Below are 22,934 nucleotides of genomic sequence, written 5' to 3' on the forward strand. Positions count from 1 at the left end.
CTCCGCTTGCAGGCGGGCGACTACAAGGGGAAGGCGTCGCTGAGGGTCTGCGACTCGGTGGCGACCACGTCGGGGTCAACCAGGTCGGACGCGTCCGTCGTGAGTAGCTCAGACCAAGTTTCGAGATCCTCCTGGGCGGTGCCCGAGGTGAAGAGCGACTCCGTCAGATCCTCAACAGCTGTCTCGTACAGCGCGTTGAAGTCGGTGTTGGCAAGGAAGCGCTCGGACAGGATGTTGCTGCCACCGCGACCGCCACCCTTGTTGGCGCCGCCTGCCTGGCCGGCTCCAGCATCGGCCGCATCGCCGAGGGCCTGTGCGCCGTCGGGACGCTGACCGCCGTTCGCTGTGCCGGGGCGTTCGGGCCGCTCGGCGCCATCGGGCAAAGCTGCGCCGTCAGGTGCTGTCGCGCCGTCCGGTGCCTGGCCGCGATCGGGTCGTTCACCCCCACCACCGGCCTTGCCACCGGGGGCCGCCCCCGCCTCGGCATCGGCGTCTGGAAGTGCGCCTCCCGGGCCGCCACCCTGGCCGCCGCCACCGCCAATGTTCTCCTGGCCGAACGCGAGGTTAAGGTCCCAGTTGACCACCGTCATCTGCGAGGTATCGGTGTCCCAATAGAGGTAGGAGTTGTTGCCGGGGCCGTCAATGTCGTCAAAGTTGTTGACCACGTTCTGGAAGGCGAGGTAGGTGGCGAAGGCGTCCACGTCGAGCCACTCGTCAAGGTCTGTTCCGAAGGTCTCGTCGTCGGACTCATTGACGAACTGCAGGAAGTCGATCAGTGGCTCGTAGTTGTCCTCGCCGCCCTCCTGGTCGAAGGCCTCCTTGTAGGACTCGGGGTCTTCGTCGATGTAATCCCAGGTGCCGGGGGACTCGGCCTTCCAGAGGTAGCCGTCGCCCAGTTCACGCTCCATCCACGCGTCGTTGGGGTTCTCGATGACCAGGCGCAGCGACGAGTCCGAGCCGTTAGCGGAGAAGCTGACCGCGATGGCCTCCTCAGCCGCGAGGCCGGTGTCGGCGAGCAAGTCGAGAGCCACCGCCTCGTTCAGCGAGGTCCCCGAAGAGTTGCCGCGCACCACGAACTCGGTTGCACCGTCCATGGACTGGTCGTCCACGTACTTGTCCAGGCGGATGATCCACGGCAGGTCCTCGGGATGAGCGGCGCTCACGGTCGCGTCAGCGTCTTCGGTGAGTCCGCGCAGCGATGAGTTGCCCTTGAGCTTCAGCCCGACGTTCTCGAAAGTCTCGCCGTCGATGGTGACGGTCGCGGAGATCCAGACCTTCTCGCTCGATTCCATGTACGAGCTGATGAGGGCGTCGTAGTCGGACTCGTCGTAGTCAATGGTGATGGTGTGCATCTGGGTGCTGTCCCAGACGGCGGGGGTGGCTGCGTCGGAGTTGGAGGAGTCGGCGGCGGTCTGCGCGTTCATGGCGCCGTCCGAATCTCCGGAGGAGTTGGGGTCGGCGGTCGAGCAGCCGGCCAGGATGACGCCGCTGATACCGGTAACGGCGATCGCGGCGAGGACACGGGGGCGAATGTTCATGGTTCAAGAAAACCAACGGCGCCTGTGAGAACGCTGGGAGCCGCCTGCGAGGTGGCGCAGACTTCGGTTGTCTATGCTGAATCGCTCTTTCAAAACAAGTGGGCCCCGTGGGGCTCGAACCCACGACCCGCGGATTAAAAGTCCGCTGCTCTACCAACTGAGCTAGAGGCCCGCCCGAACATCGTACCGGGGCGCCCGCCCTTTCCCGTGCGCCGCAATAGGCTCGATTCATGGATCCCATCAATTCATCGACTCCCCGCGCATTCCTGGACCGCGCGTCGTGGACTACTCCGCCCGAAGCCGTCGTCTTGGAAGCCGATGCCGCGGTGGTCACCGCGGTCGAGGGGTCCGATGCTTGGCGAACCACGAGCTATGGGTTCGTCCATGACACGGAGCACGCGGCACTCGTGCCAGTAGGGGCGCGCTGGAGTCTCGAGGCCACTTTTGTGCTCGACTTCGCGGAGCAGTTTGATCAGGCTGGCATTTTTGTACGGGTGAGCGACAGCGAGTGGATCAAGGCGGGTGTGGAGTTCTCGGATGGTGCGCCGCAGGTGGGTGCTGTGGTCACTCATGGCACCTCGGATTGGTCGGTCGCGCCCGTGCCCGAGTGGGTGGGACGTGAGATCACGGTACGGGCCTCTCGCGACGGCGACGCGCTGACCATTCGCGCGCGTGCCGACGGTGAGGGGTGGCGGCTGGTGCGCGTGGCCTACCTCGACCCTACGGCCGATGCCGCGGCTGGGTTGTTCTGCTGCGCACCCTCGCGCTCGGGTCTGGCCGTGCGGTTCACCCGAGTTGAGTTTGGTGACCCCGACGAGTCGCTGCACTAGGAAGCTCCGCTGGGTAGTATCCAAACCATGGGCATCACACTCGAGAATGTCGGCATCGCCGTCAGTGACCTGGAAGGTGCGATCTCCTTCTTCACGGACTTGGGACTGACGGTCGTTGGTCGCGATGAGGTCAGCGGCGAATGGGCGGACACTGCGGTGGGCCTCGACGGCAATCACGCCAAGATTGCGATGCTGCAGACGCCCGACGGGCATGGCCACCTTGAGCTGATGGAGTACCTTCACCCGGAGGCCATCGAAACGGAGCCCACGCAGCCGAACGAAATCGGCATGCACCGCGTCGGATTCTCCGTGGACGACATCGACGAAGCACTCGCGATCGCCGCGACGCATGGATGCCACCCACTCCGGGGCGTCGCCAATTACCAGGACGTCTACAAGCTGGCCTACGTGCGTGGTCCTAGCGGAATCATCGTGATGCTCGCTCAGGACCTCAGCAAGGGCTGACGCGCCTCGGGGGAGACGAAGGTGGAGGCGATAGGGCCGAGCTCCCGCTGAATTCGCTGGAACAGCGCGACACTGGCGAATCCTGGCCAGTTCTCCGGCAGCGCGCTTGGTTGGAGGCCTGGGTCTAAGTAGGGGATTGTGCGCCAACTATCCAAGGCGTGGATGTAGCCGCTGAACGCCATCTCAGGGTTCTCGGCGCCGATCTTGTCGGGTACAACAGCGAAGGCGGCCAGGAAGTCGTGATGAAGCTGCGCAAGGCGTTCGAGGTCCCACCACTGCGCCACCGCATCGCGGAGAGATCCAGCCGTCTGAGGGGACTTAGTGATGAACACCGTCGCGCAATCCCGGATGTCCAGGTCGGCCAGAATGCGCTCTACTTCCTCCGTAAGGAATGCCGGGCCAATCCACAGCCCGGTGGTGACCGTGCCGCACCCGATCCACTCGAGTCGTCTGCGCAGTTGGTGTCTTGTGGCGCGAGCGGTCTCGGGCAGCGAGAAGGAGACCAGGCACCACTCGCCGCCGTCTTCCTGCTGGCGAAAACTGAAGATGCGCCGGTCGCCGTTCTCGAGCATCGGGATGGCGTCGTCGGCTAGGCGGTAGCCGCGCACCCCGTCGACTTGCTCGGAATCAAGAACCCCCTTGCCCTTGACTCGGGTCACTGCCGTCCTCGCCTGCTCGGGGCTGATGCCGAGCGCGCCCATGAGCCGAATCAGCTCGGAGACCGATATCCAGCCTCCCAACTCCCGCAGGTACGACCCGATCACGGTGCGCAATAGGGACGGGGCGCTTCCCGGGCGCGACTCGAAGTCGTCGAGGATCATCGAGCCGGGCTGGTCGCGGCACGCAGCTCGCGCTCGATCGCCTCGACGCCCACCTGCAACTCGGAGAAGCTCGTTGTCAGCGGTGACAGTCCGAGTCGCAGACCGTTGGGGCGGCGGAAGTCGGGGATGATGCCGGCGGCCCAGAGCGGCGCCATGATGTCCGCGAAGGCATCGTGGTCGACGGTCACGTGGCTGCCGCGAAGGGCAGGGTCGCGGGGACTCGCGAGCACAGCGCCAAGCGGTACGAGTAGTTCGTCGACGAGTTCCACGGCGAAGGCCGTGAGGAGTGCTGACTTGGCCCGGATCTGATCGATGCCGGCCTGCTCAATGAGATCGAGCATGCCCTGCATGGCCAGCATTCCGCCAATGGCTGGCGTGCCACTGATGAAGCGCCGGATGCCCTCATGCGGCTCGTATTCCGGACCCATCTCAAACGGCTGGTTGGTGCCCATCCACCCCTGGATGGGCTGCCGCATGGTGCCCTGATGGTCGGCGCGAACGTAGCCAAAGGCGGGCGAGCCCGGTCCGCCATTCAGGTACTTGTAGGTGCAACCTGCCGCGAGATCGATGCCCCACTCGTCCAGCTCGACCGGGACCGAGCCCACCGAATGGCAGAGGTCCCACAACACCAGCGCGCCGGCGGCGTGCGCGATCGCGGTGATGGCGGGCGCATCAGCGAGATAACCCGAGCGGTACGCGACATGGCTGAGGACCACCAATGCGGTGTCGTCCCCTACGACCTCCGCGACCTGCGCGGCCGTGACTCCAGCATCGGACGCTGGCCGTACCCAGCGCAGGGTCATCCCGCACTCGGCGGCGATTCCCTGCAGGATGAAGCGGTCGGTGGGGAAGTTGTCGGTGTCGACGACGATCTCTCGCCGCCCCGGCCGCGCGTCAACGGCAGAGCGAATCAGCTTGTACAGGATCACGGTGGTGGAGTCGCCCACGAATACCTGTCCGGGCGCGGCACCCAGACAACTCCTGCCGATCTTGTCGCCCACCGTGAGCGGCAGCTCGTACCATCGCTCGTCCCAGCCCCGGATCAACCGGCCGCCCCACTCGCCAGTGACGAACTTGGACAGCTGGTCGGCGCTTGCCTTCACGGGGCGGCCGAGCGAGTTGCCGTCGAGGTAGGCGTGGACGTCGCCGTCGAGCACAAACTTGTCGCGGAAGGTCGCCAGGGGGTCCGATGCGTCTAACTCGGCTGCTGAGGTGAGTGTCATGCTGTCACCATATTGCATAAATGTGACGCTCGCCAGGGTTTTGCACTATCGAGCGATGCGGTGAGCGGGATAGTCGTCTAGGGCTTGACGAATTGAGCGGCCGTTGATCCTGGGATGTTTAGAGCGCGACCGTGCGGAAGCGGGCGTTGCCCATGGAGGAGTCTGGAGTGTCCTGCGAGCGCGCCGCATCGCGATACCGGTTGCAGTACTTCTGGTGCCGGACTATTGCCGCTGTCGAGCTAGAGGCCGACAAGAATCAGCACCGCGAACGCGCCTGCCCCGGCGACGAGCGTCCAGCCCATGGACCGCTTCCACAACGCAACCCCCACTGCCACGAGGGCCGCGATCTGCCACGCACCAAACTCGCGCCATTGCCCCCCGTCCAACAGAAGCGAGTTCGCGATGATTGCCGCCAAGGCGGCGGGGGCAATCAGTCGCAGGGTCTTGGTGACCGCCTCGGGGAGCTCACGCTCGCCGCCAAGCAACATGATGCCCGACAACCGAATCAGGTACGTGCCGATTCCGGCGAGTAAGAAGGCGAGGAGAAGGATCACTTGATGAGCCTCCCCACGCCGATGCCAGCGAGCGCGGCGGCAATCACGTTCAGCCCCAGCGGCAGATCCTTGAAGGCAACCGCAACCACGATTGCGGTCACGGCGGCGACTACCTCGGCGCGGTGGCGCAAGGCAGGCACCATCAGGGCCACGAACATCAGCGGAACGATAAAGCCAATCTGCCAGGCCTCCGGGATAACCGGCCCCAGGACCACGCCCGCAACAGTCCCCAGGTACCAGGCAAGAGTGAAAGTCAGTGAGGCGCCCAGCACGAACCACCGGCGCCGTGCGGGGTCGGGGTAGCGGTCCTGATACTGCAGCGTCACTGCAGCCGCCTGATCGGTCATGAGATACGCAAGGCCAAGCTTCCATCGACGCGGAAACCCGGAGTAGGCGGGTGCGACGGCCGCAGAGTAGAGCGCGAGGCGAGAATTGAGCACTAGTGCGGTGAGCACTACGACGACCAGCGGCGCGCCTATCCGCAGTCCCTCGACGATCGCGATCTGGCTCGCTCCGGCCATGACCAGGAAAGATCCTGACATGCCGACCCAGGAGTTGAAGCCACTGACCTGCACCAAGGCGCCAAAGGCGAGGCCGAATACGAACGATCCCGGATCAAGTGGGGCGATGGCCCGGGCTCCGGCGGTGAAGTCTGACCATTGGGTTTTGCCGATGCCCAGCCGCGATGATGAGCCACGGGGGCTGTCGCGGGGGCTCGGAGTGTTCACGGCGTCAGTCTGCCATGCCGTTCGCAGATACCTTCTACCAGGAGTGTTGTGCACGACGTGCTATCTAGAACCGTTATTGCATCGTGACAACAAATGGTCATTTGCCACCAGCGCCTTGAGTTAGAGTCTTGAACGCAACCGTGATGGAACCGTAATCAATTCGTGTTGACATGCGAATGTGAACGTGAACATAATGGCGTGCACTCAAACCCGCAAAGCGGTGGGTTGTGTTCTCAAGGAGGAGAAATGAAGGGTAAGAAGCTTATTGCTGTTGCAGCTGGAGCTGTCATGGCATTTACGCTCGCTGCATGCAGCGGAAGCGGCGCAGGTGACGACTCGTCAGCAGACGCGACGACTTCGGCAGCACCGGCAGAGTCCAACGGTGGCGACGCTGCCATGGAAAAGGGCACCATCGGTGTCGCAATGCCTACGCAGACGTCCGAGCGCTGGATCGCCGACGGCGATGCAGTGAAGAAGGGCCTCGAGGCCGAGGGTTACACCGTCGACCTGCAGTTCGCTGGCGATGACATCCCCACCCAGTCGCAGCAGATCGACTCGATGATCACCAACGGCTCGCAGCTTCTGATCGTTGCAGCCATTGACGGAACCGCACTGTCGGGTCAGCTTGAAGCTGCTGCAGCTGCGGGCATCCCGGTCATTGCCTACGACCGCCTGATCCGCGACACCCCGAACGTCGACTACTACGTGACGTTCGACAACTACAAGGTCGGCGTACAGCAGGCCACCTCGCTGCTCGTTGGCCTCGGCATCCTGAACGAAGACGGCTCCGAAGGCGACGCTGAGGGCCCGTTCAACATCGAGCTCTTCGCTGGTTCGCTGGACGACAACAACGCCTTCTTCTTCTTCAACGGCGCCATCGACACCCTGCAGCCGTACATCGACTCGGGCGTTCTCGTCGTTCCTTCGGGACAGACGGAAATCGAGCAGGTTGCTACGCTCCGCTGGGCACAGGAAACCGCTCAGAAGCGCATGGAGGACCTCCTCACTGCAAACTACGCGAGTGAAACGCTGAACGGCGTTCTCTCGCCGTACGACGGCATCTCGCGCGGCATCCTGACGGCACTTTCCAACGCTGGCTACGGCCCGACCATCGCCGATGGCATGCCCGTCGTCACCGGTCAGGACGCTGAGATCGCATCGGTCAAGCTCATCAACGATGACGTTCAGTTCGCGACCATCTTCAAGGACACGCGCAAGCTCGCTGCTCAGGCAGTCGTGGGCGCGCTCTCGTTCCTTGATGGTGCCGAGCCTGAGGCCAATGACACCACGACGTACGACAACGGTGTGAAGGTTGTTCCTTCCTACCTGCTTGACTCGGACATCGTGTACAAGGACAACATCACGTCGCTGCTCGTTGACTCGGGCTACTGGACCGCTGATGAGGTTGCTTCCGGCGTAGCCGAGTAACCCAGACGGTGGTGCCGGCTCGCTCCCCCGCGGGCCGGCACCACCTTCGTCCGACCTTTCACCAATGGAGGTGAGTCATGTCCACAAACATTCTCGAGATGCGCAAGATCACCAAGACTTTCCCGGGCGTCAAGGCCCTGGAGGACGTAGAGCTCGACGTAATCGATGGCGAGATTCACGCCATCTGCGGCGAGAACGGTGCCGGCAAGTCGACGCTTATGAAGGTGCTGTCTGGTGTGTACCCCCACGGCACGTACACGGGCGACATAGTTTTTAAAGGCGAGACCGTTGAGTTTCACAGCATTAATGAAAGTGAAGCCAAGGGCATCGTCATCATTCACCAGGAGCTCGCTCTGGTGCCCTACCTCTCCGTCGCGGAAAACATCTTCCTCGGCAACGAGCGGCGCGGAAGCAGCGGCCTGATCGACTGGAACCGCACTAACCACGAGGCGATGAGACTCATGGCTGAGGTGGGTCTCGACGAGAACCCGCTGACACCGGTGAGCCAGCTCGGCGTGGGTAAGCAGCAACTCATTGAGATTGCGAAAGCACTTTCTAAGGAAGTGCAGTTGCTCATCCTCGATGAGCCAACGTCCGCGCTTAACGATGACGACTCCGAACACTTGCTGGGACTGCTCCGCAAGTTGCAGGACCGTGGCATCGGCTCGATCATGATCTCCCACAAGCTCAACGAGATTGAAGAGATCGCGGACCGCACCACCATCCTGCGCGACGGTCACACCATCGAGACCTTTGACATGGCCTCGACCAAGGACCCGCAGGAACGCATCATTAAGGGCATGGTGGGCCGCGAACTCGAGAACCGTTACCCCAAGCGTGACCACAAAGTTGGCGAGGAAGTGCTGCGCGTCGAGAACTGGACCGTGCATCACCCCACCCAGCCAGGCCGCATCGTGGTGGACCGCGCCTCCTTCAATGTGAAGTCGGGCGAAGTCGTCGGCATCGCTGGCGTGATGGGGGCCGGACGTACTGAGCTCGCCATGAGTGTGTTCGGTCGTAGCTACGGCCGGGATATCACTGGCGAGATCTACAAGCGCGGTGAACTCATCAAGGTGCGCGACGTGGCCGAGGCGATTAGCCACGGCCTCGCATATGCCACCGAGGACCGCAAGAAGTATGGCCTCAACTTGATTCAGGACATTCGCACCAACATCTCTGCGGCGGGTCTCGACAAGTTGTCCTCTAACGGCTGGATCAACGGCAACGAGGAGCTCAAGGTCGCGGAGGAATACCGCGAATCGATGAACATCAAGACGCCCTCGGTCATGCAGACCGTAGGCAACCTCTCTGGTGGAAACCAGCAGAAGGTGGTGCTCAGCAAGTGGATCTACTCCGATGCTGACGTGATGATCTTGGACGAGCCCACTCGCGGAATTGACGTGGGTGCTAAGTACGAGATCTACACGATCATCAACCGACTCGTGGCCGCCGGCAAGGCCGTCGTCATCATCTCGTCCGAGCTGCCTGAGCTGCTCGGCACGTGTGACCGGATTTACACCCTCGCGTTCGGACGCATGACGGGTGAAATGCCCGTCGCCGACGCGACGCAGGAAGTACTCATGGAACTTATGACGCAGGAAAGGGAGCAAGAAAAGATGACTGAGGACAAGGAGGTCCTGTCATGATGACCGGCACCGCGAACATTCGCGAACTCGTGACTCGTAACATCCGGACCAGCGGAATCTACATCGCGTTCGTCCTTATCGTCGCGTTCTTCGCGATCCTGACGGACGGCACGCTACTCAGCTCGACCAACGTCACTAACCTGATCCTGCAGTACTCCTACATCCTGATCCTCGCGATCGGTATGGTGATCGTGATTATCGCGGGGCATATCGACCTTTCGGTCGGTTCCGTGGTGGCGCTGACAGGTGCCGTATCTGCTGTGCTCGTTATCAAGCACGACGTCCCATGGTGGGGTGGTGTGATCGCCGCACTGATCGTCGGTTGTTTGGTGGGAGCGTGGCAGGGCTTCTGGGTGGCCTTCGTGGGTATTCCCGCGTTCATTACCACCCTGGCCGGCATGTTGCTCTTCCGCGGTCTGACACTGCTGGTGCTGGGCAACATCTCCCTGTCACCGTTCCCCCCGGTCTACACCAAGATTGCCCAGGGCTTTCAGAACGGGCTGCTGGGTGGACAGGGCTTCGACGTCTTCACGCTGGTGATCTTCGCGATCGCTGTCGCTGGTTATGCGTTCTCTGCCATCCGTGGCCGTCGCAACCGCATTTCCTACAACCAGACCGTTGAGGCTGCACCGCTGTTCGTCCTGCGCTTGGTCGCTGTTGCCGTAGTAGTGATGTGGCTCGGATGGCAGCTGTCGAACGCTCGTGGTTTGCCTAACGTGTTGATCCTGTTGGCCTTCCTGGTGATCGCCTACACGCTCGTGACGACGCGTTCAGTCTTTGGCCGCCACGTCTACGCGATCGGTGGCAACCTGTCCGCCGCCATGCTGTCCGGTGTCAAGGTGCGCTGGGTTAACTTCGGCATCATGCTTAACATGGGCTTCCTCGCCGGTATTGCTGGCGTGGTGTTCTCATCACGCTCTAACACCGCGCAGCCCGCAGCCGGAAATATGTTCGAGCTCGACGCCATCGCCGCCTGTTTCATCGGTGGTGCCGCGGTGACTGGTGGTGTGGGTCGAGTGACCGGCGCCATCGTCGGTGGTCTGATCATGGCCGTGATGTCCAACGGTATGCAGCTCATGGGTATTGACCAGTCCATCCAATCCGTCGTCAAGGGCCTCGTGCTGCTGCTCGCAGTGGCCTTCGATGTCTACAACAAGCGGCGCGCAGGCGCTCGCTAACCCAAGTACCTCTCAGTACTGAACTGATGGCCCGTTCCTGCAAGGGAGCGGGCCATCAGCTTTTTGTCTGCTGTGACAGAGAAGGATTGAGAGACCGACGGGCGGATCACGAGAGGGTGCCGTATTACTAGGGCAGATATGATTGGCGGTAATCGCGAACTTCGTGAGATGTGAACTGTAACTCTAGATTCCGGGGGCGCATTGATGAGCGGGCCAAAGCGGTCACGATCTGCGACGATCTACGACGTAGCCACTCGCGCTGGAGTTTCTCACCAGACCGTCTCGCGGTACCTCAAGGGGTTCGAAGGTATTCGCCCTGCGACTCGGGCTCGCGTCGAACAGGCCCTTGAGGAACTCAAATACCGGCCCAACGTGGTCGCACGTTCCCTAGCCACACAGACTTCTCATCGCATCGCGGTGGTGACTTCGGACTTTCTCTCGGAAGGCCCAAGTCGAACTGTAGGTGGGCTCATCGCGGGAGCTCAGGAGCGGGGATACTCCGTTGAGATCGCCGTCGTCGATCCCGCCGTATCAACAACTATTGACTCTGCGATGGAGTTAGGGCGGCGTCAAGATGTGGCCGCCATGGTAGTACTCGCGGTATCCGATGGTGTCGCCGAAGCATTGAGTGCGCTGACACAAGTGAACCCGGTGGTGATGGAGAGTGGCCCTGCGGACCACATAGCGGAGGGCGGCGCCTCGTTTAATGCTCAGGGCATCACCTTGTGTCTTGAACACTTGTGGAGCCTTGGCCACCGTGACTTCATGCACTTGGCCGGTCCCCAGGACTGGATCGCCGCGAAGAACCGTTCGCAGGCATTTCATGACTTCATCGCAGCGAAGGGCCTTCACTCTCGTCCGTCCCTCGTCGGTGACTGGACGGCTGCATCGGGATATGCGGCGCTGTCTGGCAGCCCGATCCCCTCGGGGGTGACGGCTCTGGTGTGCGGCAACGACCAAATGGCGCTGGGGGCGATGGCATCGCTGCGAGCGGCTGGGGTCGGAGTCCCGTCGGATATCAGCGTGACTGGCTTCGACGATGTCGAGGAATCGCCGTACTACTCGCCGGCACTCACGACCGCCAGGATCGACTTTGATCAGCAGGGACGGTATCTATTCATGCGCACGCTCGCGCAGATCGAAGGTGGCGAGCACCCAGACGAGAGCGTCTTCCTCTCGCCCCGACTGGTAGTTCGAGGGTCCACTGGCCGCGTTCCGAGTTCATTCGCCTAAGCACTTGACATTTCACCATGTTACCGGCAACATAGTGGATGTTGCCGGTAACATTATCTGCACCAGGCGCGAATCGTGCTTGCTCCTCAGTCGGCCCAGTGCCGTGTTCGACCAAGGAATGGAATCCTCACAATGTCCACTCGTACCAATAAGCCAATCAGAGCAATCGCAGCATTGACCGCCGTCGGGGCTCTGACACTCGCGGCTTGCAGCTCAGATCCCGACACGGAGAATTCCTCGCCGGAACCCGTCACTTCTCCCGCAGTTGATGACGCAGCCATTGCTGAGGCGATGTCCACTCCAACGACCATTGACTTTTGGACCTGGGTTCCAGACATTCAAAATGAGGTTGACCTCTTCGAAGCCGAGTATCCAGACATCACTGTCAACGTTCAGAACGTTGGACAGGGCGGCGAGCACTACACGAAGGTGCGCACGGCTCTCGAAGCTGGTGACGGTGGACCCGACGTGATGCAGATGGAGTACCAGTATGTGTCGTCCTTCGTCCTCACCAACAGCCTGCTAAACCTGAAGGAATACGGCGCCGACGGCGTTCAGGACCAGTTCGTACCCTGGGTCTGGAGCCAGGTGAGTGATGATGCGCACGTCTGGGCGATTCCGCAGGACAGCGGACCAGTGGGGACGCTCTATCGTGAGGACATCTTCGCCGAGGCGGGGCTGGACGGGTCGCCAGAAACTTGGGCGGAATTCGCGTCCGCCGCGCAGCAGGTCAAGGAGGAGACGGGAAGTTACATTACTAACTTTGCCTCAAACGAGCCGGGGGCTTTCTTGAGCCTGTTGTGGCAGGCGGGTGCCTCGCCCTTCAGCTTCGATGGTTCGGAGACGCTGGGAATCTCCCTCAATAACGACCGTTCCAAAGAGGTTGTCGCGTACTGGCAAGATCTGGTGCAGAACGACCTCGTAGGAGTCGACCCCGACTTCACCGACACCTGGTACCAGGGCCTTGCTAACGGTACCTATGCAAGCTGGCAGACGGCAGCCTGGGGTCCGCTGTTCCTTCAGGGCACGGCAGCAGACACGAGTGGACTATGGCGCGCCGCGCCCTTGCCGCAGTGGGATGCCAGTGCTCCAAGCGCAGGCAACTGGGGTGGATCGTCCACCGCGGTTCTGGCAAACACTGACGCGCCTATTGCTGCATCTGAGTTCGCTAAATGGCTCAACACCAACGCGGAGTCCACCGAGATGTTCGCCAACGAGCAATTCTTGTTCCCGACTCGCACAGAGATTCTTGAGTCGCCGGAGTTCACCTCCGATGAACTGGAGTTCTATGGCGGCCAGCGAGTCAACGAAGTGTTTGCCGAGATCTCGGCGACCGTGGACAGCGACTTTCAGTGGCTGCCCATCGCGGACTATGTCTTCGGATCCTTCAATGAGACCATCGGCGCTGCAATTGCGGAGCGCGGTGACCTCCTTGCGGGCCTTGACGAGTGGCAAGCAGATGTCGTGGAGTACGCGACGGCACAGGGCTTCACCGTAGTCGAGTCGTAACTCCAACCCAGGGGCGGCTACCTGTACCGGTGGCCGCCCCTCTCAACTCGATTGGAGTTACTGTGACCATCAGTGCCCAAAAGGCGGCTCAACAAGGCCGGCGGACATCGCTCGCGCGGGGCCGCTCACGCACCGCCTACTTACTCCTCACCCCATTCATCCTTGTTTTTCTTGCGATGCTCGTGGTGCCGCTGGTTTACTCCGGGTACTTGAGCATGTTCAAGAGAACCTTGGTGGGCGGCGAGACCTTTGTAGGGCTGCAGAACATTATCAGCGTATTCACAGACCAACGCTTCCTCGAGGGTGTGGGTCGGATGACAGTGTTCTTTGTCGTCCAGGTACCGATCATGCTGGGACTCGCCTTGTTCATCGCCCTGGCGCTCGACAGCGGTCGGGTGCGAGCCGCGAGGGCATCCCGCCTGGCCGTCTTTATTCCCTACGCCGTACCCGGAGTGGTCGCGACGCTCATGTGGGGATACCTCTACGGTCCGGACTTTAGCCCCATCGCGCAGGCGTTCAAAGCAGTGGGACTGACGCCGCCGGACCTGCTGTCGAGCAATCTCATCCTCGCCTCGATGATGAACATCGTGACGTGGGAGTTCGTGGGCTACAACATGATCATCATGTTCGCTGCCCTGCGAACGATTCCGCTGGAATCACTTGAAGCAGCTCAGATCGATGGAGCGGGACAGATCCGAACCGCACTAAGTATCAAAATTCCAGCGATCCGCCAGGCCATCATGTTGACCCTCATTTTCTCGGTCATCGGCACCTTCCAGCTCTTCAACGAGCCGAGCCTTCTTTCCAAGATCGCGCCCAATGTCATCGGGACGTCGTACACGCCAAATCTCTACGCCTACAGCCTGGCGTTCGTGAACCAAGATCCCAACTACGCCGCTGCTGTCGCTTTCGTTCTCGGCGCGCTCATCATGACCGTTTCCTACGTGGTGCAACTGCGCGGTCGCAGAAAGGTGTCGGCATGAGCTTCTTCAGCACAGAAACCGCGAGAAAATCCAAGTCGCTTTCTGACGTGAGGCGACGCAAGCGAACCTCAAAGCTGACTACCGTGCTCGTCTGGGCTTGCGCAGCCTATTTCCTGCTGCCGCTCCTGTGGCTGGCCATCTCGTCCACCAAGTCCAATAGCGACCTCTTCTCAACTTTCGGGTTCGCATTTGGCAATGAGTTCGCGCTCTTCGACAATATTGCGTCGGTATTCACGTTTCAGGACGGGGTGTTCCTGCGCTGGGTAGGCAACACTGTTCTCTACGCGGGCACAAGCGCATTAATTGCGACAGCGCTTGCCACGGCGGCAGGCTACGCGTTTGCCAAGTATGACTTTGGCGGCAAGGCTGCCATCTTTGCCGTTGTCCTTGGCTCGATCATGATTCCACTGACTGCGCTCGCACTCCCGACGTACCTGATGTTTTCTGGCATGGGACTGACGAACACCCCGTGGGCAGTGATCCTGCCCTCCGTCGTGAGCCCCTTCGGTGTCTTCCTGATGCGGGTCTATGCGACCGATTCAGTCCCGGATCAAGTCATTGAGGCGGCCCGAATCGATGGATCGAGTGAGTTGAGCATCTTTTTCAGGTTTGGCGTCCCGCTCATGGCACCCGGGATGGTGACGGTCTTTCTTTTCGCGCTCGTCGCAACCTGGAACAACTACTTCCTGCCGCTGATCATGTTGTCCGACTCGGCGCTCTATCCGCTCACGGTAGGGCTCGCTCAGTGGCAATCGATGAGCGCGGCTGGCGGCGGCTCGCAAGCGCTGTTTTCCACCGTGATCACCGGTTCCTTCATCTCAATCGTTCCCCTTATCGTCGTCTTCCTCTATCTGCAGAAGTTCTGGCAGAGCGGGTTAGCCGCTGGGTCAGTCAAGGAGTAATCACACGTGAGAATCAGTTATGGCGGGGACTACAACCCCGAACAGTGGGGCCAGGAAAAGTGGGACGAAGACATCGAACTGATGGTGTCGGCCAACGTGAACTTGGTGACGCTGGGAGTGTTCTCGTGGGCGCGACTCGAACCGTCAGAGGGAGTCTTTGAATTCGGGTGGCTCGACGACATTCTTGGCCGGCTCGACGCAGCAGGAATCAAAGTTGATCTCGCAACAGCAACCGCCTCGCCTCCTCCTTGGCTCAGCCGGCGCTATCCTGAGACACTCCCTGTCAACGACCAGGGAGTCACACTCACTACCGGTAGCCGTCAGCACTACTGCCCGAGTTCGCCCATCTACAGGCGCCACGCGCGCGAGCTCACCAGAATGATGGTGGATCGCTATGGCAGCCACCCCGCCGTGTCCATGTGGCACGTCAATAATGAGTTCGGTTGCCACACCTCCCGGTGCTTTTGCGAGCAGTCCGCGCGGTCCTTTCGCACGTGGCTCGAGGCAAAATACACCACGGTTGCTGCGCTCAATGAGTCGTGGGGTACGTCGTTCTGGTCGCAAAGCTACTCGTCATTTGATGAGGTATCAGTCCCAGGGGCCACTCCCACCTGGAAGAACCCTTCCCAGTTGCTTGATTTTGAGCGCTTCAGCTCAGACGAATTGCTCGCCTGCTACCTGAACGAGGCAAATGTGATCCGCGAGTCTTATCCCGACGCCCAGGTCACGACGAATTTCATGGGCTTCTTCAAGGGAGCTGACTACTGGTCGTGGGCGCCGCATTTGTCGATCATTAGCGACGACAACTATCCAGACCCGCATGATGTAGGTGGAGCTGCCGCGGCGGCAATGAGTCGTGATCTCATGCGATCGCTCAAGTCTGGACAGTCCTGGATGCTAATGGAACAAGCGGCGAGCGCAATTAGTTGGTTGCCGGTCAATGCTCGGAAGCATCCGCAGCAGATGCGGGCTCTGTCGTACCAGGCGATCGCGAGGGGCTCCGACAGCGTGATGTACTTCCAATGGCGGCAATCAGAGCGAGGTGCAGAAAGGTTCCTCACGGGGATGCTTCCGCATACGGGCACACGATCAACGTCATGGCATGCAGTTCATACTTTGGGAAACGAACTGGGTGCACTCGATACGCTGGTGACAGCGCCCGTTCCCGCGAGGGTGGCGATGGTGTTCGATTGGGAGAGTTGGTGGTCGCTCGAGGAGGACGCTAACCCAGCCAACCTTGACTATCTGCGTGAGGTCACGCAGTGGCACCGTGCCCTGTTTGACATGGGTATCACAGTGGACTTCATCCAGGCGGGAGCGGTGCCCGAGGGGTATGACGTCGTCATCGTTCCTACATTGTTTGTCGCATCGGATGGCGAACTCAACGCGCTTAATGACTACGTGCGCGGGGGTGGGCAACTGCTCGTGACGTACTTGTCGGGAACGACCGACAGAACCTCGAAGGTTCGCCAGGACGGCTACTTGGGTCCGTTGTCGCAGACTCTCGGTTTGGCCATTGATGAGTTTGCGCCAATGGCGGTGGACGCATCGGCGAGGTACGGCACCGCCGCGAAGCTTTCAGGAGAGTTGGTCGGTTCCGGACGTTCCAGTGTCTGGGCGGAAACAGTATTCCTTGAGGGCGCCGAAGTCGTGGCGACCTTTGACGAAGGTGAACTGCCGGGCAGGCCCGCCATTACTCGGAATGAAGTCCAGGATGGTGTTGCCTGGTACGTAGCAACATCGCTTGATTCAACGTTGCGCCGCAGTCTCCTCAAGGCGCTTGGGCTCACACCAGCGATAGTGCGAGCGGAAGAATCAGATGCCACTGTCGAGTTTGTGGGTCGCGGCGGCCTTGAGTTCGTGATTAACCACGACGAAGTAGCGAGAACGGTCGCCCTCGATTTGCCTCACTCGCAATCCGTCGAGCACGTCGAGCTGGAACCGTTTGGGGTGGTGTGCCGCTCGCGGGGTACCGCTACATTCGGCTCGGTCGGCTCGGTCAGATCGACCGGTTCCTAAAGCTCAGTTTCCAACGTGCGGCTCGCCTGGTCCTCCTTGCCGGGTGAGCCGCACTTGGCATCGGCTCACTTAGTGGGGGCGCAAACCGTGTGGCCTAGTTGCTCGCTTCTTCCTTCTTGGCTGCGTATGCGGCGGCCAGGTGTGCGTCGTCCCAGACCACCAGCAAGCCGTCCTTGGCGCCGAACTTCTCTAAATGCCCGGCGACGATCCCCATGGCGCGGTAGAAGTTGAGCTGCTCGACGCCGCTGATTGCGATCTCGAGCGTGGTGTCCGTGGGGGTGAGCTGGGCGGTCACATCCTCGTAACGCACCGTGCCGCCGGTCGTGTCGAAGTCGACGTCTAGCTTTCCGCCGAGGTGGCTGCATAGTTGCTTGAGGTAGCGGGGAGCGCGCTCGGTGGTTGCGCGTCCGGTGATGGCGATGGTCATGGTGCTCCTTGGGGTGACGGTCGCCGCGATTGCGGCACAGGGACTAGCGGAAGTACGCGGCGATCTTGTCGCCGTCGAGGTCGATGACGGAAAAACGCATGTCGTAGATGCGCTCGAGCGTGTCAGCGTTCATGACGGACTCCGGTGCTCCGTCGGCCGTGATGACGCCGTCCTTCATCGCGACAATGCGATCCGAGTAGACACTCGCGTAGTTGATGTCGTGGAGAACCAACACGATGGACTTGCCGTGGTCATCTGCAAGCCTGCGCAGCAGCTTCATCACACCGGTCGCGTGGGGCATGTCGAGGTTGTTTAGGGGCTCGTCCAGCAATACGTACCTGGTGTCCTGAGCGAGGACCATCGCGATAAATGCGCGCTGGCGCTGGCCGCCGGAGAGCTCGTGGATGCCTCGTTGCTCGAACTCGCCCAGGTCGCAGTACGCGATGGCCTCGTCTACCTTTTGCACGCATTCCTCGGTAAGCCGTCCACGCGAATGGGGATAGCGGCCAAACTCGACCACCTCGCGCACCGTGATGCGCGCCGTCATGTGTGTCTCTTGGCGCAGGATGGACAGCCGTTTGGCGATCTCCCGGGACGGCGCGTTGAACACGTCGAGTCCGTCGACCGCCACGGATCCGGCGTCAGCGTCCAGAATTCTGCTGATCATGGACAGCAGTGTGGATTTGCCGGCGCCGTTGGCGCCAATGACGGAGGTGACCCCGGCATCGGGCAACGAGACGGAGACGTTGTCAACAACCACCGTCTTGTCGTAGGTCTTGGTGAGGTCAGAGGTGGTGATCATTTCTTAGACTCCTTGACGAGCAAGAGGATGAAGTAGACGCCACCCACGAGGTTGATGATGGCGCTCAGCGTCCCGTTGAAGTGCAGGACGTGTTGCAGCAGTGCCTGGCCGGCGATCAGCGCGAGCACGGCGAGCAGGGCGGCCACCGTGAGGTTCACGGCGTGCCTATATGTACGGGTGAGTTGGTACGCGAGGTTGGCGACCAGCAGCCCCAGGAAGCTGATCGGCCCCACCAGTGCGGTGGAGACGGACACTAGTAGCGCGATCACGAGTAGAAGCTTGGTGAGCGTGCGCTGGTAGTTGATGCCGAGCGCGACCGCGCGGTCCCGTCCCAAGGTGAGGACGTCTAACTGTGGGCCCAGCCAATACGCAGCGCCGATGCCGACTGCCAGTAGCACGGTGGCGATGCCGAGCAGGGTGGTGTCGATCGCGTTGAAACTGGCGAACAGGTCTGACAGTAGGGCGTCGTACTCATTCGGATCCATGACTCGGAACATGAAGGAGGTGAGGGAGCTAAAGAATGTCCCCGCGATGACGCCCACCAGGACCAGCGTGTACAGACCCCGCTTCCCATTGCCCAGGACCGCGCGAAACAACAGTGTGGCTGCGACCATGAGCAGGGCCGCGCGGATGAGGAACATGGTGAGCGGGGGAATTGCCGCTGCGGTCGCGGAGCCAAGGAAGAACACCACCGACGTGGCGAGCAGCACGTACAGCGCGTCAAAGCCCATGATCGACGGGGTCAAGATGCGGTTGCGCGTGATGGTTTGGAAGATCACGGTGCTGACTGCGATGGCGGTGCCGACGACCACAAGTGCGGCGACCTGCTGTGCGCGGCGAGGGAGTGCGAAGTCCCAGTGGCCGTCCACACCCCAGGTAAGGAACAGTGCGGCCGCGCCGATGGCGAGGAGGGAAAGGGCGCCGATGAGGACGCTAGGCCTGCGCATAGCGATTCCTCCTCAGTACCAATACAAGGAAGATCGCTGAGCCGATCACGCCGACGATGGTGCCTACGGCGATCTCGTAGGGAAAGATAATCCAGCGGCCCAGCATGTCGCACGCGATCACGAGTGCGGCGCCGGCGAGTGCGGTGGTCGGAAGGACGCGGCGCATGTTGTCGCCGAGCATGAGCGTCACGATGTTGGGGACGATGAGTCCCAAGAAGGGGATGGCGCCCACGGTCACTACTACTACCGCGGTGGCAAGGGCGGCAATGGTGAGACCCGCGCCCATCACGACCTTGTAGTTGACTCCCACGTTGGTGGCAAAGTCGCGGCCCATGCCGGCGACGGTGAACCAATTCGCAAAGACGTAGGCCACGAGGGCGACCACCCCGGCAAAGTACAGGGTCTCGTAGCGCCCCTGAATGACTCCGGAGAAGTCCCCGTTGAGCCACACGTCGAGGGTCTGGGTGAGGTTGTTGCGGTAGGCGAAGAACTCCGCGATGGCGCGAAACACCCCTCCTAGCAGTAGCCCCACCAGCGGGACCAAGATGAGGTCCTTGAACTGGATGCGCTGGATCAACACAATGAACAGCAGCGAACCGGCGAGCGCGAACAGCATCGCGATCAGGATCTTGCTCATGACGGAGGCGCCGGCAAACAGCAGGGTAGCGGTCAACAGCCCGAGCGCGGCGGCATCGATGGTGCCCGCGGTGGTGGGGGACACGAAGCGGTTGCGCGCGAGGTGCTGCATGATGAGGCCGGCCACGGCCATGGCCGCCCCCGCAAGAAAGAGCGCCACTGTCCTCGGCACGCGGCTGATCAGGAACACGGACCGTGCTTCCGGGTCCGTCAGTACGTCGTGAAGTGAGACGTCGGCAACGCCGAGGAAGAGTGAGCCGACTCCAAGGACGAGCACGAGCGCGGCCGCCACCCAGGGGGCGACGGCCGCGATGTTGCTACTGCTCTTCATCGGGATGAGGGCTGTGATGACTAGCTGACGACGGTGTTCACGTCATCGAGAATGCCCTGCAGGGCGGTCAGGCCACCAAAGCTCAGGTACCACTTCTCGGTGTCGACGTAAACGACCTTGTCGTTGGTGACAGCGTTGGTGCCGTTGACCAGGTCGTTGTCGAGCACCGTCTGCGCGCTGTCGGCCTCCTCGCCGATGGCAGCGTCGCGGTCGAGCACCAGCAGGACGTCGGGGTTGGTCTCCGCAATGAACTCGAACGAGATTGCGTCACCGTGGTCGTCGATCGCGACCTGCTCCGCTGCCGGGTCGATGCCGAGGAGGTTGTAGACGAAGTCAAAGCGCGAACCGGGACCGTAGGCGGACACCTCGCCAGCCGAGGTCATCACGACTAGGCCCTTGCCGGCCTCGGCTGCAGCCGTGTTGATGTCGGCGGCCTGGGTGGAGAGGCTCTCCAGCGCTGCGGTGGCCTCCGCGTCCTTGCTGAAGATGGTGCCCAATGTGGTGGTGTTGGTCTGCAGCGAACTCTCGAAGGCGTCGGTCTCCCAGTCAAAGCTGAGGTCGATCGTGGGGGCGATCTTCTCCATCTCGGGCAGCGTTGCTGCCGAGCGCCCACCAACGATGATGAGGTCGGGCTGAAGCGCGTTCACGGCCTCATAGTCCGGTTCGAACAGGGTGCCCATGTTCTCGGTGGACGTCGTGTAGTCCGCGAGATAGGACGGCACAGCGTGGTGGGGGATCCCCGCCACGGCGTCGCCCGCGCCCAGCGCGTCGATGGAGTCGAGGATGCCGTGCTCGAAGACCACGACGGTCTGGGGGTTCGCGGGCACGGTGGCCTCGCCCTGGTAGGTCTGGACGGTCACTTCAGTAGCTTCGGTTGCCTCGGCGACGGCAGTCTCCGAGGTTTCTGGGCTGGCGTCTGCAGACGTGGCTGCTGCGATGTCGAGGGCGGTCGCGTCTTCTTCGGTGCTCGAGCAGGCGGCAAGCGCCATTGCGGCGACGGCCACAAAAGCGGCTCCACGAAGGTGATTGGCAACAGGCAAGGGAATCTCCTAGTAAATGGGGGTGCGTGCACCCCAGGGGTAAGGTAAGGCATACCTAACTGGGCCGGCGCGAATTACGGTACTAGAGAGTTGCTAAAAAGCAAAATGGCAGCACAAAAGAGACCCTGAGTGAGGCCATCGGTGCTGTGCGGTTAGGCTGTAGCGCCCAGAGAGTGGAGACCGCGCCAGGCCATGGTGACGTTGGTCGGGCGGTCGAGCGTTGCCCACATGAGGCACTTGTTGAGTGCGATTCCCCGCGCGCGTGCTTCGAGGCCAGGGTCGTCTACAAGGGTGGAGGTGCGGTACGCCGCGATGGCGAGCTCGGCGCCCCCCGCCTCGATGGCGGTGTAGAGGAACCCAAGGTCGACGGCGCGGTCGCAGACGGCCATCTTGCCCCAGTCAATGATGCCGACAAAGGCGCCCTCGTCCGCGAGGATATTCGAGCCATGAGCATCGGCGTGACCCCAGATGCGCTCGGTAGGCTCGTTTGCGGCCATCGCGTCTGCCCACAGGGCCTGGGCCGCGGGGACGTCAACCGATTCGCCACGTGGACCACGGGCACCGGCGAGCTGAGTGAGGGCCCATGCCACGTCATCGGCGCGCGTGGCCATGCCTATCGACTGCTCCTTGTTGAACGGCGCATCGGCCGCCGCCCGGGTGTGAACCTGGGCAAAGGCGAGGCCCAAGCCCGGGCCCGCCGCGGTGTCGAGTGGGGCGATGTCCGCGGTGGTGCCGGGCAGCCACGACACGATTGCCCAGGGCCACGGGTAACCCTTGCCGGGCTTGCCGACGCGTTCCACCGTGGGGCTAGGAAAGCCCCAGTCGGGAGAGAGTTCAGGAAGCCAACGGATCTCCGTCTCGAGCGAGGCGACTGCGGCCTCGACGCGTGGTAGGCGCATCGCGAAGTGATCGCCAAGTCGGTAGGTCACCATGTCCCAACCGTCAAAGCGGGTGCCCAACTCCAGGCCCGCGAACTCGGCGTGCTGCTGCTTGAGCAGGGCGCGCGCGGTCTTGTCCGTGATAGAGGAGTGGGCCGCTGGTGGGCCATCGGCCCCAACGCGGGTGGTGGAGTCGGGGCTGGTCATACGCTCGACGCTAGCACCGCATAGGCCCTGAGCGCGGAACAAATTGGCGCTCCATGTTGTCTAATGAGTACGCCTCTCGCCGGGCAAGAGAGCCCGGCATGAAGCGTAGGCTGACCCTGAAAGGAGCCACCATGACCCCCAAGATTGAGAAGACCGACGCGCAGTGGCGCGAGGAGCTGTCTGATGAGGAGTACGCGGTGCTCCGCCAGGCGGGCACGGAGCGCCCTGGTACCGGGGAACTGCTCGACAACAAGCGCGACGGCGTCTACTCCTGTCGCGCGTGCGGAGCCGAACTGTTCCGCTCCGACACCAAGTTTGACTCTCACTGTGGCTGGCCCAGTTTCTTTAACGCTGAGAACGATGCCGTGGTGTTGCTTGAGGACGCTTCGCTAGGCATGGTGCGTACCGAGGTGCGTTGCGCCACGTGCGACTCACACTTGGGGCATGTGTTCCCCGATGCGCCGCAGACGCCCACCGGCGACCGCTACTGCATCAACTCCGTGTGCCTAACGTTCGAGACCGAGAGCGAGTACGCGGCCAAGGCGGACGGCGCGCTTCCTTACAACGGCGGGGACGGGTTCGCAGATCCCAAGCCCAACCACTACACCG

General features: G+C 61.8%; 21 protein-coding genes, 1 tRNA gene and 2 pseudogenes. 11 read left to right on the plus strand and 13 right to left on the minus strand.

Annotated elements, in window-relative coordinates:
• Nucleotides 1-20: 20 nt before the first annotated feature.
• The gene (locus tag AOP77_RS06570; protein ID WP_062210935.1) at nt 21-1,538 is read right to left on the minus strand and encodes a CotH kinase family protein; all 1,518 of its coding nucleotides are present in this window, start codon (nt 1,536-1,538) and stop codon (nt 21-23) included.
• 99 nt (nt 1,539-1,637) lie between these two features.
• Nucleotides 1,638-1,710: transfer RNA gene (locus AOP77_RS06575), tRNA-Lys, on the minus strand.
• Between the two features lie 58 nt (nt 1,711-1,768).
• Here AOP77_RS06575 and AOP77_RS06580 point away from each other — a divergent pair.
• A complete protein-coding gene (locus AOP77_RS06580) occupies nt 1,769-2,368 on the plus strand; it encodes a DUF1349 domain-containing protein (RefSeq protein WP_084622372.1) in 600 nt (199 codons plus the stop codon).
• Nucleotides 2,369-2,395: 27 nt separating this feature from the next.
• The gene (locus AOP77_RS06585) at nt 2,396-2,833 is read left to right on the plus strand and encodes a VOC family protein (protein WP_062210938.1); all 438 of its coding nucleotides are present in this window, start codon (nt 2,396-2,398) and stop codon (nt 2,831-2,833) included.
• On the opposite strand, the gene AOP77_RS06590 is transcribed toward AOP77_RS06585, so the two are convergent.
• The 5 genes and pseudogenes from AOP77_RS06590 to AOP77_RS06605 form a co-directional block, all read right to left on the minus strand.
• Entirely contained in the window at nt 2,812-3,654 is an 843-nt protein-coding gene (locus tag AOP77_RS06590) for a PaaX family transcriptional regulator (protein WP_062210941.1), read from the minus strand. The two genes, AOP77_RS06585 and AOP77_RS06590, sit on opposite strands and share 22 nt — an antisense overlap.
• The gene (locus tag AOP77_RS06595) at nt 3,651-4,877 is read right to left on the minus strand and encodes a kynureninase (RefSeq protein ID WP_062210944.1); all 1,227 of its coding nucleotides are present in this window, start codon (nt 4,875-4,877) and stop codon (nt 3,651-3,653) included. Before AOP77_RS06595 ends, AOP77_RS06590 begins: the two co-directional genes overlap by 4 nt.
• A 118-nt stretch (nt 4,878-4,995) precedes the next feature.
• Nucleotides 4,996-5,094: pseudogene (locus tag AOP77_RS12515) on the minus strand (formylglycine-generating enzyme family protein); the annotation flags it as partial.
• A 22-nt stretch (nt 5,095-5,116) separates the two neighbouring features.
• Nucleotides 5,117-5,431, minus strand: a complete 315-nt coding sequence (locus AOP77_RS12365) for an AzlD domain-containing protein (protein WP_062210947.1) — start codon at nt 5,429-5,431, stop codon at nt 5,117-5,119.
• Nucleotides 5,428-6,159 (minus strand): AzlC family ABC transporter permease, encoded by a 732-nt coding sequence (locus tag AOP77_RS06605; protein ID WP_062210950.1) that lies wholly within the window; start codon nt 6,157-6,159, stop codon nt 5,428-5,430. The genes AOP77_RS12365 and AOP77_RS06605 overlap by 4 nt, the downstream gene beginning before the upstream one ends.
• A 246-nt stretch (nt 6,160-6,405) precedes the next feature.
• Between AOP77_RS06605 and chvE the strand changes: the two genes are divergently transcribed.
• From chvE to AOP77_RS06645, 8 genes are all read left to right on the plus strand, one after another.
• Entirely contained in the window at nt 6,406-7,587 is a 1,182-nt protein-coding gene (gene chvE, locus AOP77_RS06610; RefSeq protein ID WP_062210953.1) for a multiple monosaccharide ABC transporter substrate-binding protein, read from the plus strand.
• A 77-nt stretch (nt 7,588-7,664) separates the two neighbouring features.
• Nucleotides 7,665-9,233: a multiple monosaccharide ABC transporter ATP-binding protein gene (gene mmsA / locus AOP77_RS06615; protein WP_062210957.1), complete on the plus strand. Its 1,569-nt coding sequence runs from the start codon at nt 7,665-7,667 to the stop codon at nt 9,231-9,233.
• Nucleotides 9,233-10,411 carry a multiple monosaccharide ABC transporter permease gene (mmsB, locus tag AOP77_RS06620; protein ID WP_062211554.1) on the plus strand — a complete coding sequence of 393 codons (1,179 nt, stop codon included), beginning with the start codon at nt 9,233-9,235 and terminating at the stop codon, nt 10,409-10,411. The genes mmsA and mmsB overlap by 1 nt, the downstream gene beginning before the upstream one ends.
• A 204-nt stretch (nt 10,412-10,615) precedes the next feature.
• A complete protein-coding gene (locus AOP77_RS06625) occupies nt 10,616-11,644 on the plus strand; it encodes a LacI family DNA-binding transcriptional regulator (RefSeq protein ID WP_062210961.1) in 1,029 nt (342 codons plus the stop codon).
• Between the two features lie 132 nt (nt 11,645-11,776).
• Nucleotides 11,777-13,153 (plus strand): ABC transporter substrate-binding protein, encoded by a 1,377-nt coding sequence (locus AOP77_RS06630; protein WP_062210964.1) that lies wholly within the window; start codon nt 11,777-11,779, stop codon nt 13,151-13,153.
• A 215-nt stretch (nt 13,154-13,368) separates the two neighbouring features.
• A complete protein-coding gene (locus AOP77_RS06635; protein WP_236685762.1) occupies nt 13,369-14,136 on the plus strand; it encodes a carbohydrate ABC transporter permease in 768 nt (255 codons plus the stop codon).
• Nucleotides 14,133-15,038: a carbohydrate ABC transporter permease gene (locus AOP77_RS06640; protein ID WP_062210967.1), complete on the plus strand. Its 906-nt coding sequence runs from the start codon at nt 14,133-14,135 to the stop codon at nt 15,036-15,038. The genes AOP77_RS06635 and AOP77_RS06640 overlap by 4 nt, the downstream gene beginning before the upstream one ends.
• 6 nt (nt 15,039-15,044) lie before the next feature.
• Nucleotides 15,045-17,057, plus strand: a complete 2,013-nt coding sequence (locus AOP77_RS06645; RefSeq protein ID WP_152649792.1) for a beta-galactosidase — start codon at nt 15,045-15,047, stop codon at nt 17,055-17,057.
• A gap of 94 nt (nt 17,058-17,151) precedes the next feature.
• Here the strand turns inward: AOP77_RS06645 and AOP77_RS06650 are convergent, their stop codons facing one another.
• The 6 genes from AOP77_RS06650 to AOP77_RS06675 all read right to left on the minus strand — a co-directional run bounded on the left by AOP77_RS06650 (nt 17,152) and on the right by AOP77_RS06675 (nt 22,325).
• A complete protein-coding gene (locus tag AOP77_RS06650) occupies nt 17,152-17,484 on the minus strand; it encodes a DUF2218 domain-containing protein (RefSeq protein ID WP_062210970.1) in 333 nt (110 codons plus the stop codon).
• 43 nt (nt 17,485-17,527) lie between these two features.
• Nucleotides 17,528-18,286 carry an iron ABC transporter ATP-binding protein gene (locus AOP77_RS06655; protein ID WP_062210974.1) on the minus strand — a complete coding sequence of 253 codons (759 nt, stop codon included), beginning with the start codon at nt 18,284-18,286 and terminating at the stop codon, nt 17,528-17,530.
• Nucleotides 18,283-19,233 (minus strand): iron chelate uptake ABC transporter family permease subunit, encoded by a 951-nt coding sequence (locus AOP77_RS06660; RefSeq protein WP_062210977.1) that lies wholly within the window; start codon nt 19,231-19,233, stop codon nt 18,283-18,285. The genes AOP77_RS06655 and AOP77_RS06660 overlap by 4 nt, the downstream gene beginning before the upstream one ends.
• Nucleotides 19,220-20,200 carry an ABC transporter permease gene (locus tag AOP77_RS06665; RefSeq protein WP_062210980.1) on the minus strand — a complete coding sequence of 327 codons (981 nt, stop codon included), beginning with the start codon at nt 20,198-20,200 and terminating at the stop codon, nt 19,220-19,222. Before AOP77_RS06665 ends, AOP77_RS06660 begins: the two co-directional genes overlap by 14 nt.
• A gap of 20 nt (nt 20,201-20,220) precedes the next feature.
• Complete coding sequence (locus AOP77_RS06670; protein WP_201774095.1) at nt 20,221-21,240, minus strand: siderophore ABC transporter substrate-binding protein; 1,020 nt, start codon at nt 21,238-21,240, stop codon at nt 20,221-20,223.
• Between the two features lie 152 nt (nt 21,241-21,392).
• Nucleotides 21,393-22,325: a phosphotransferase gene (locus tag AOP77_RS06675; protein ID WP_062210983.1), complete on the minus strand. Its 933-nt coding sequence runs from the start codon at nt 22,323-22,325 to the stop codon at nt 21,393-21,395.
• A 131-nt stretch (nt 22,326-22,456) separates the two neighbouring features.
• Between AOP77_RS06675 and msrB the strand changes: the two are divergent.
• Nucleotides 22,457-22,846, plus strand: a pseudogene (msrB, locus tag AOP77_RS06680) (peptide-methionine (R)-S-oxide reductase MsrB); the annotation flags it as partial.
• Between the last annotated feature and the right edge of the window lie 88 nt (nt 22,847-22,934).

Source organism: Demequina oxidasica (assembly GCF_000975115.1).
Classification (GTDB): domain Bacteria; phylum Actinomycetota; class Actinomycetes; order Actinomycetales; family Demequinaceae; genus Demequina; species Demequina oxidasica.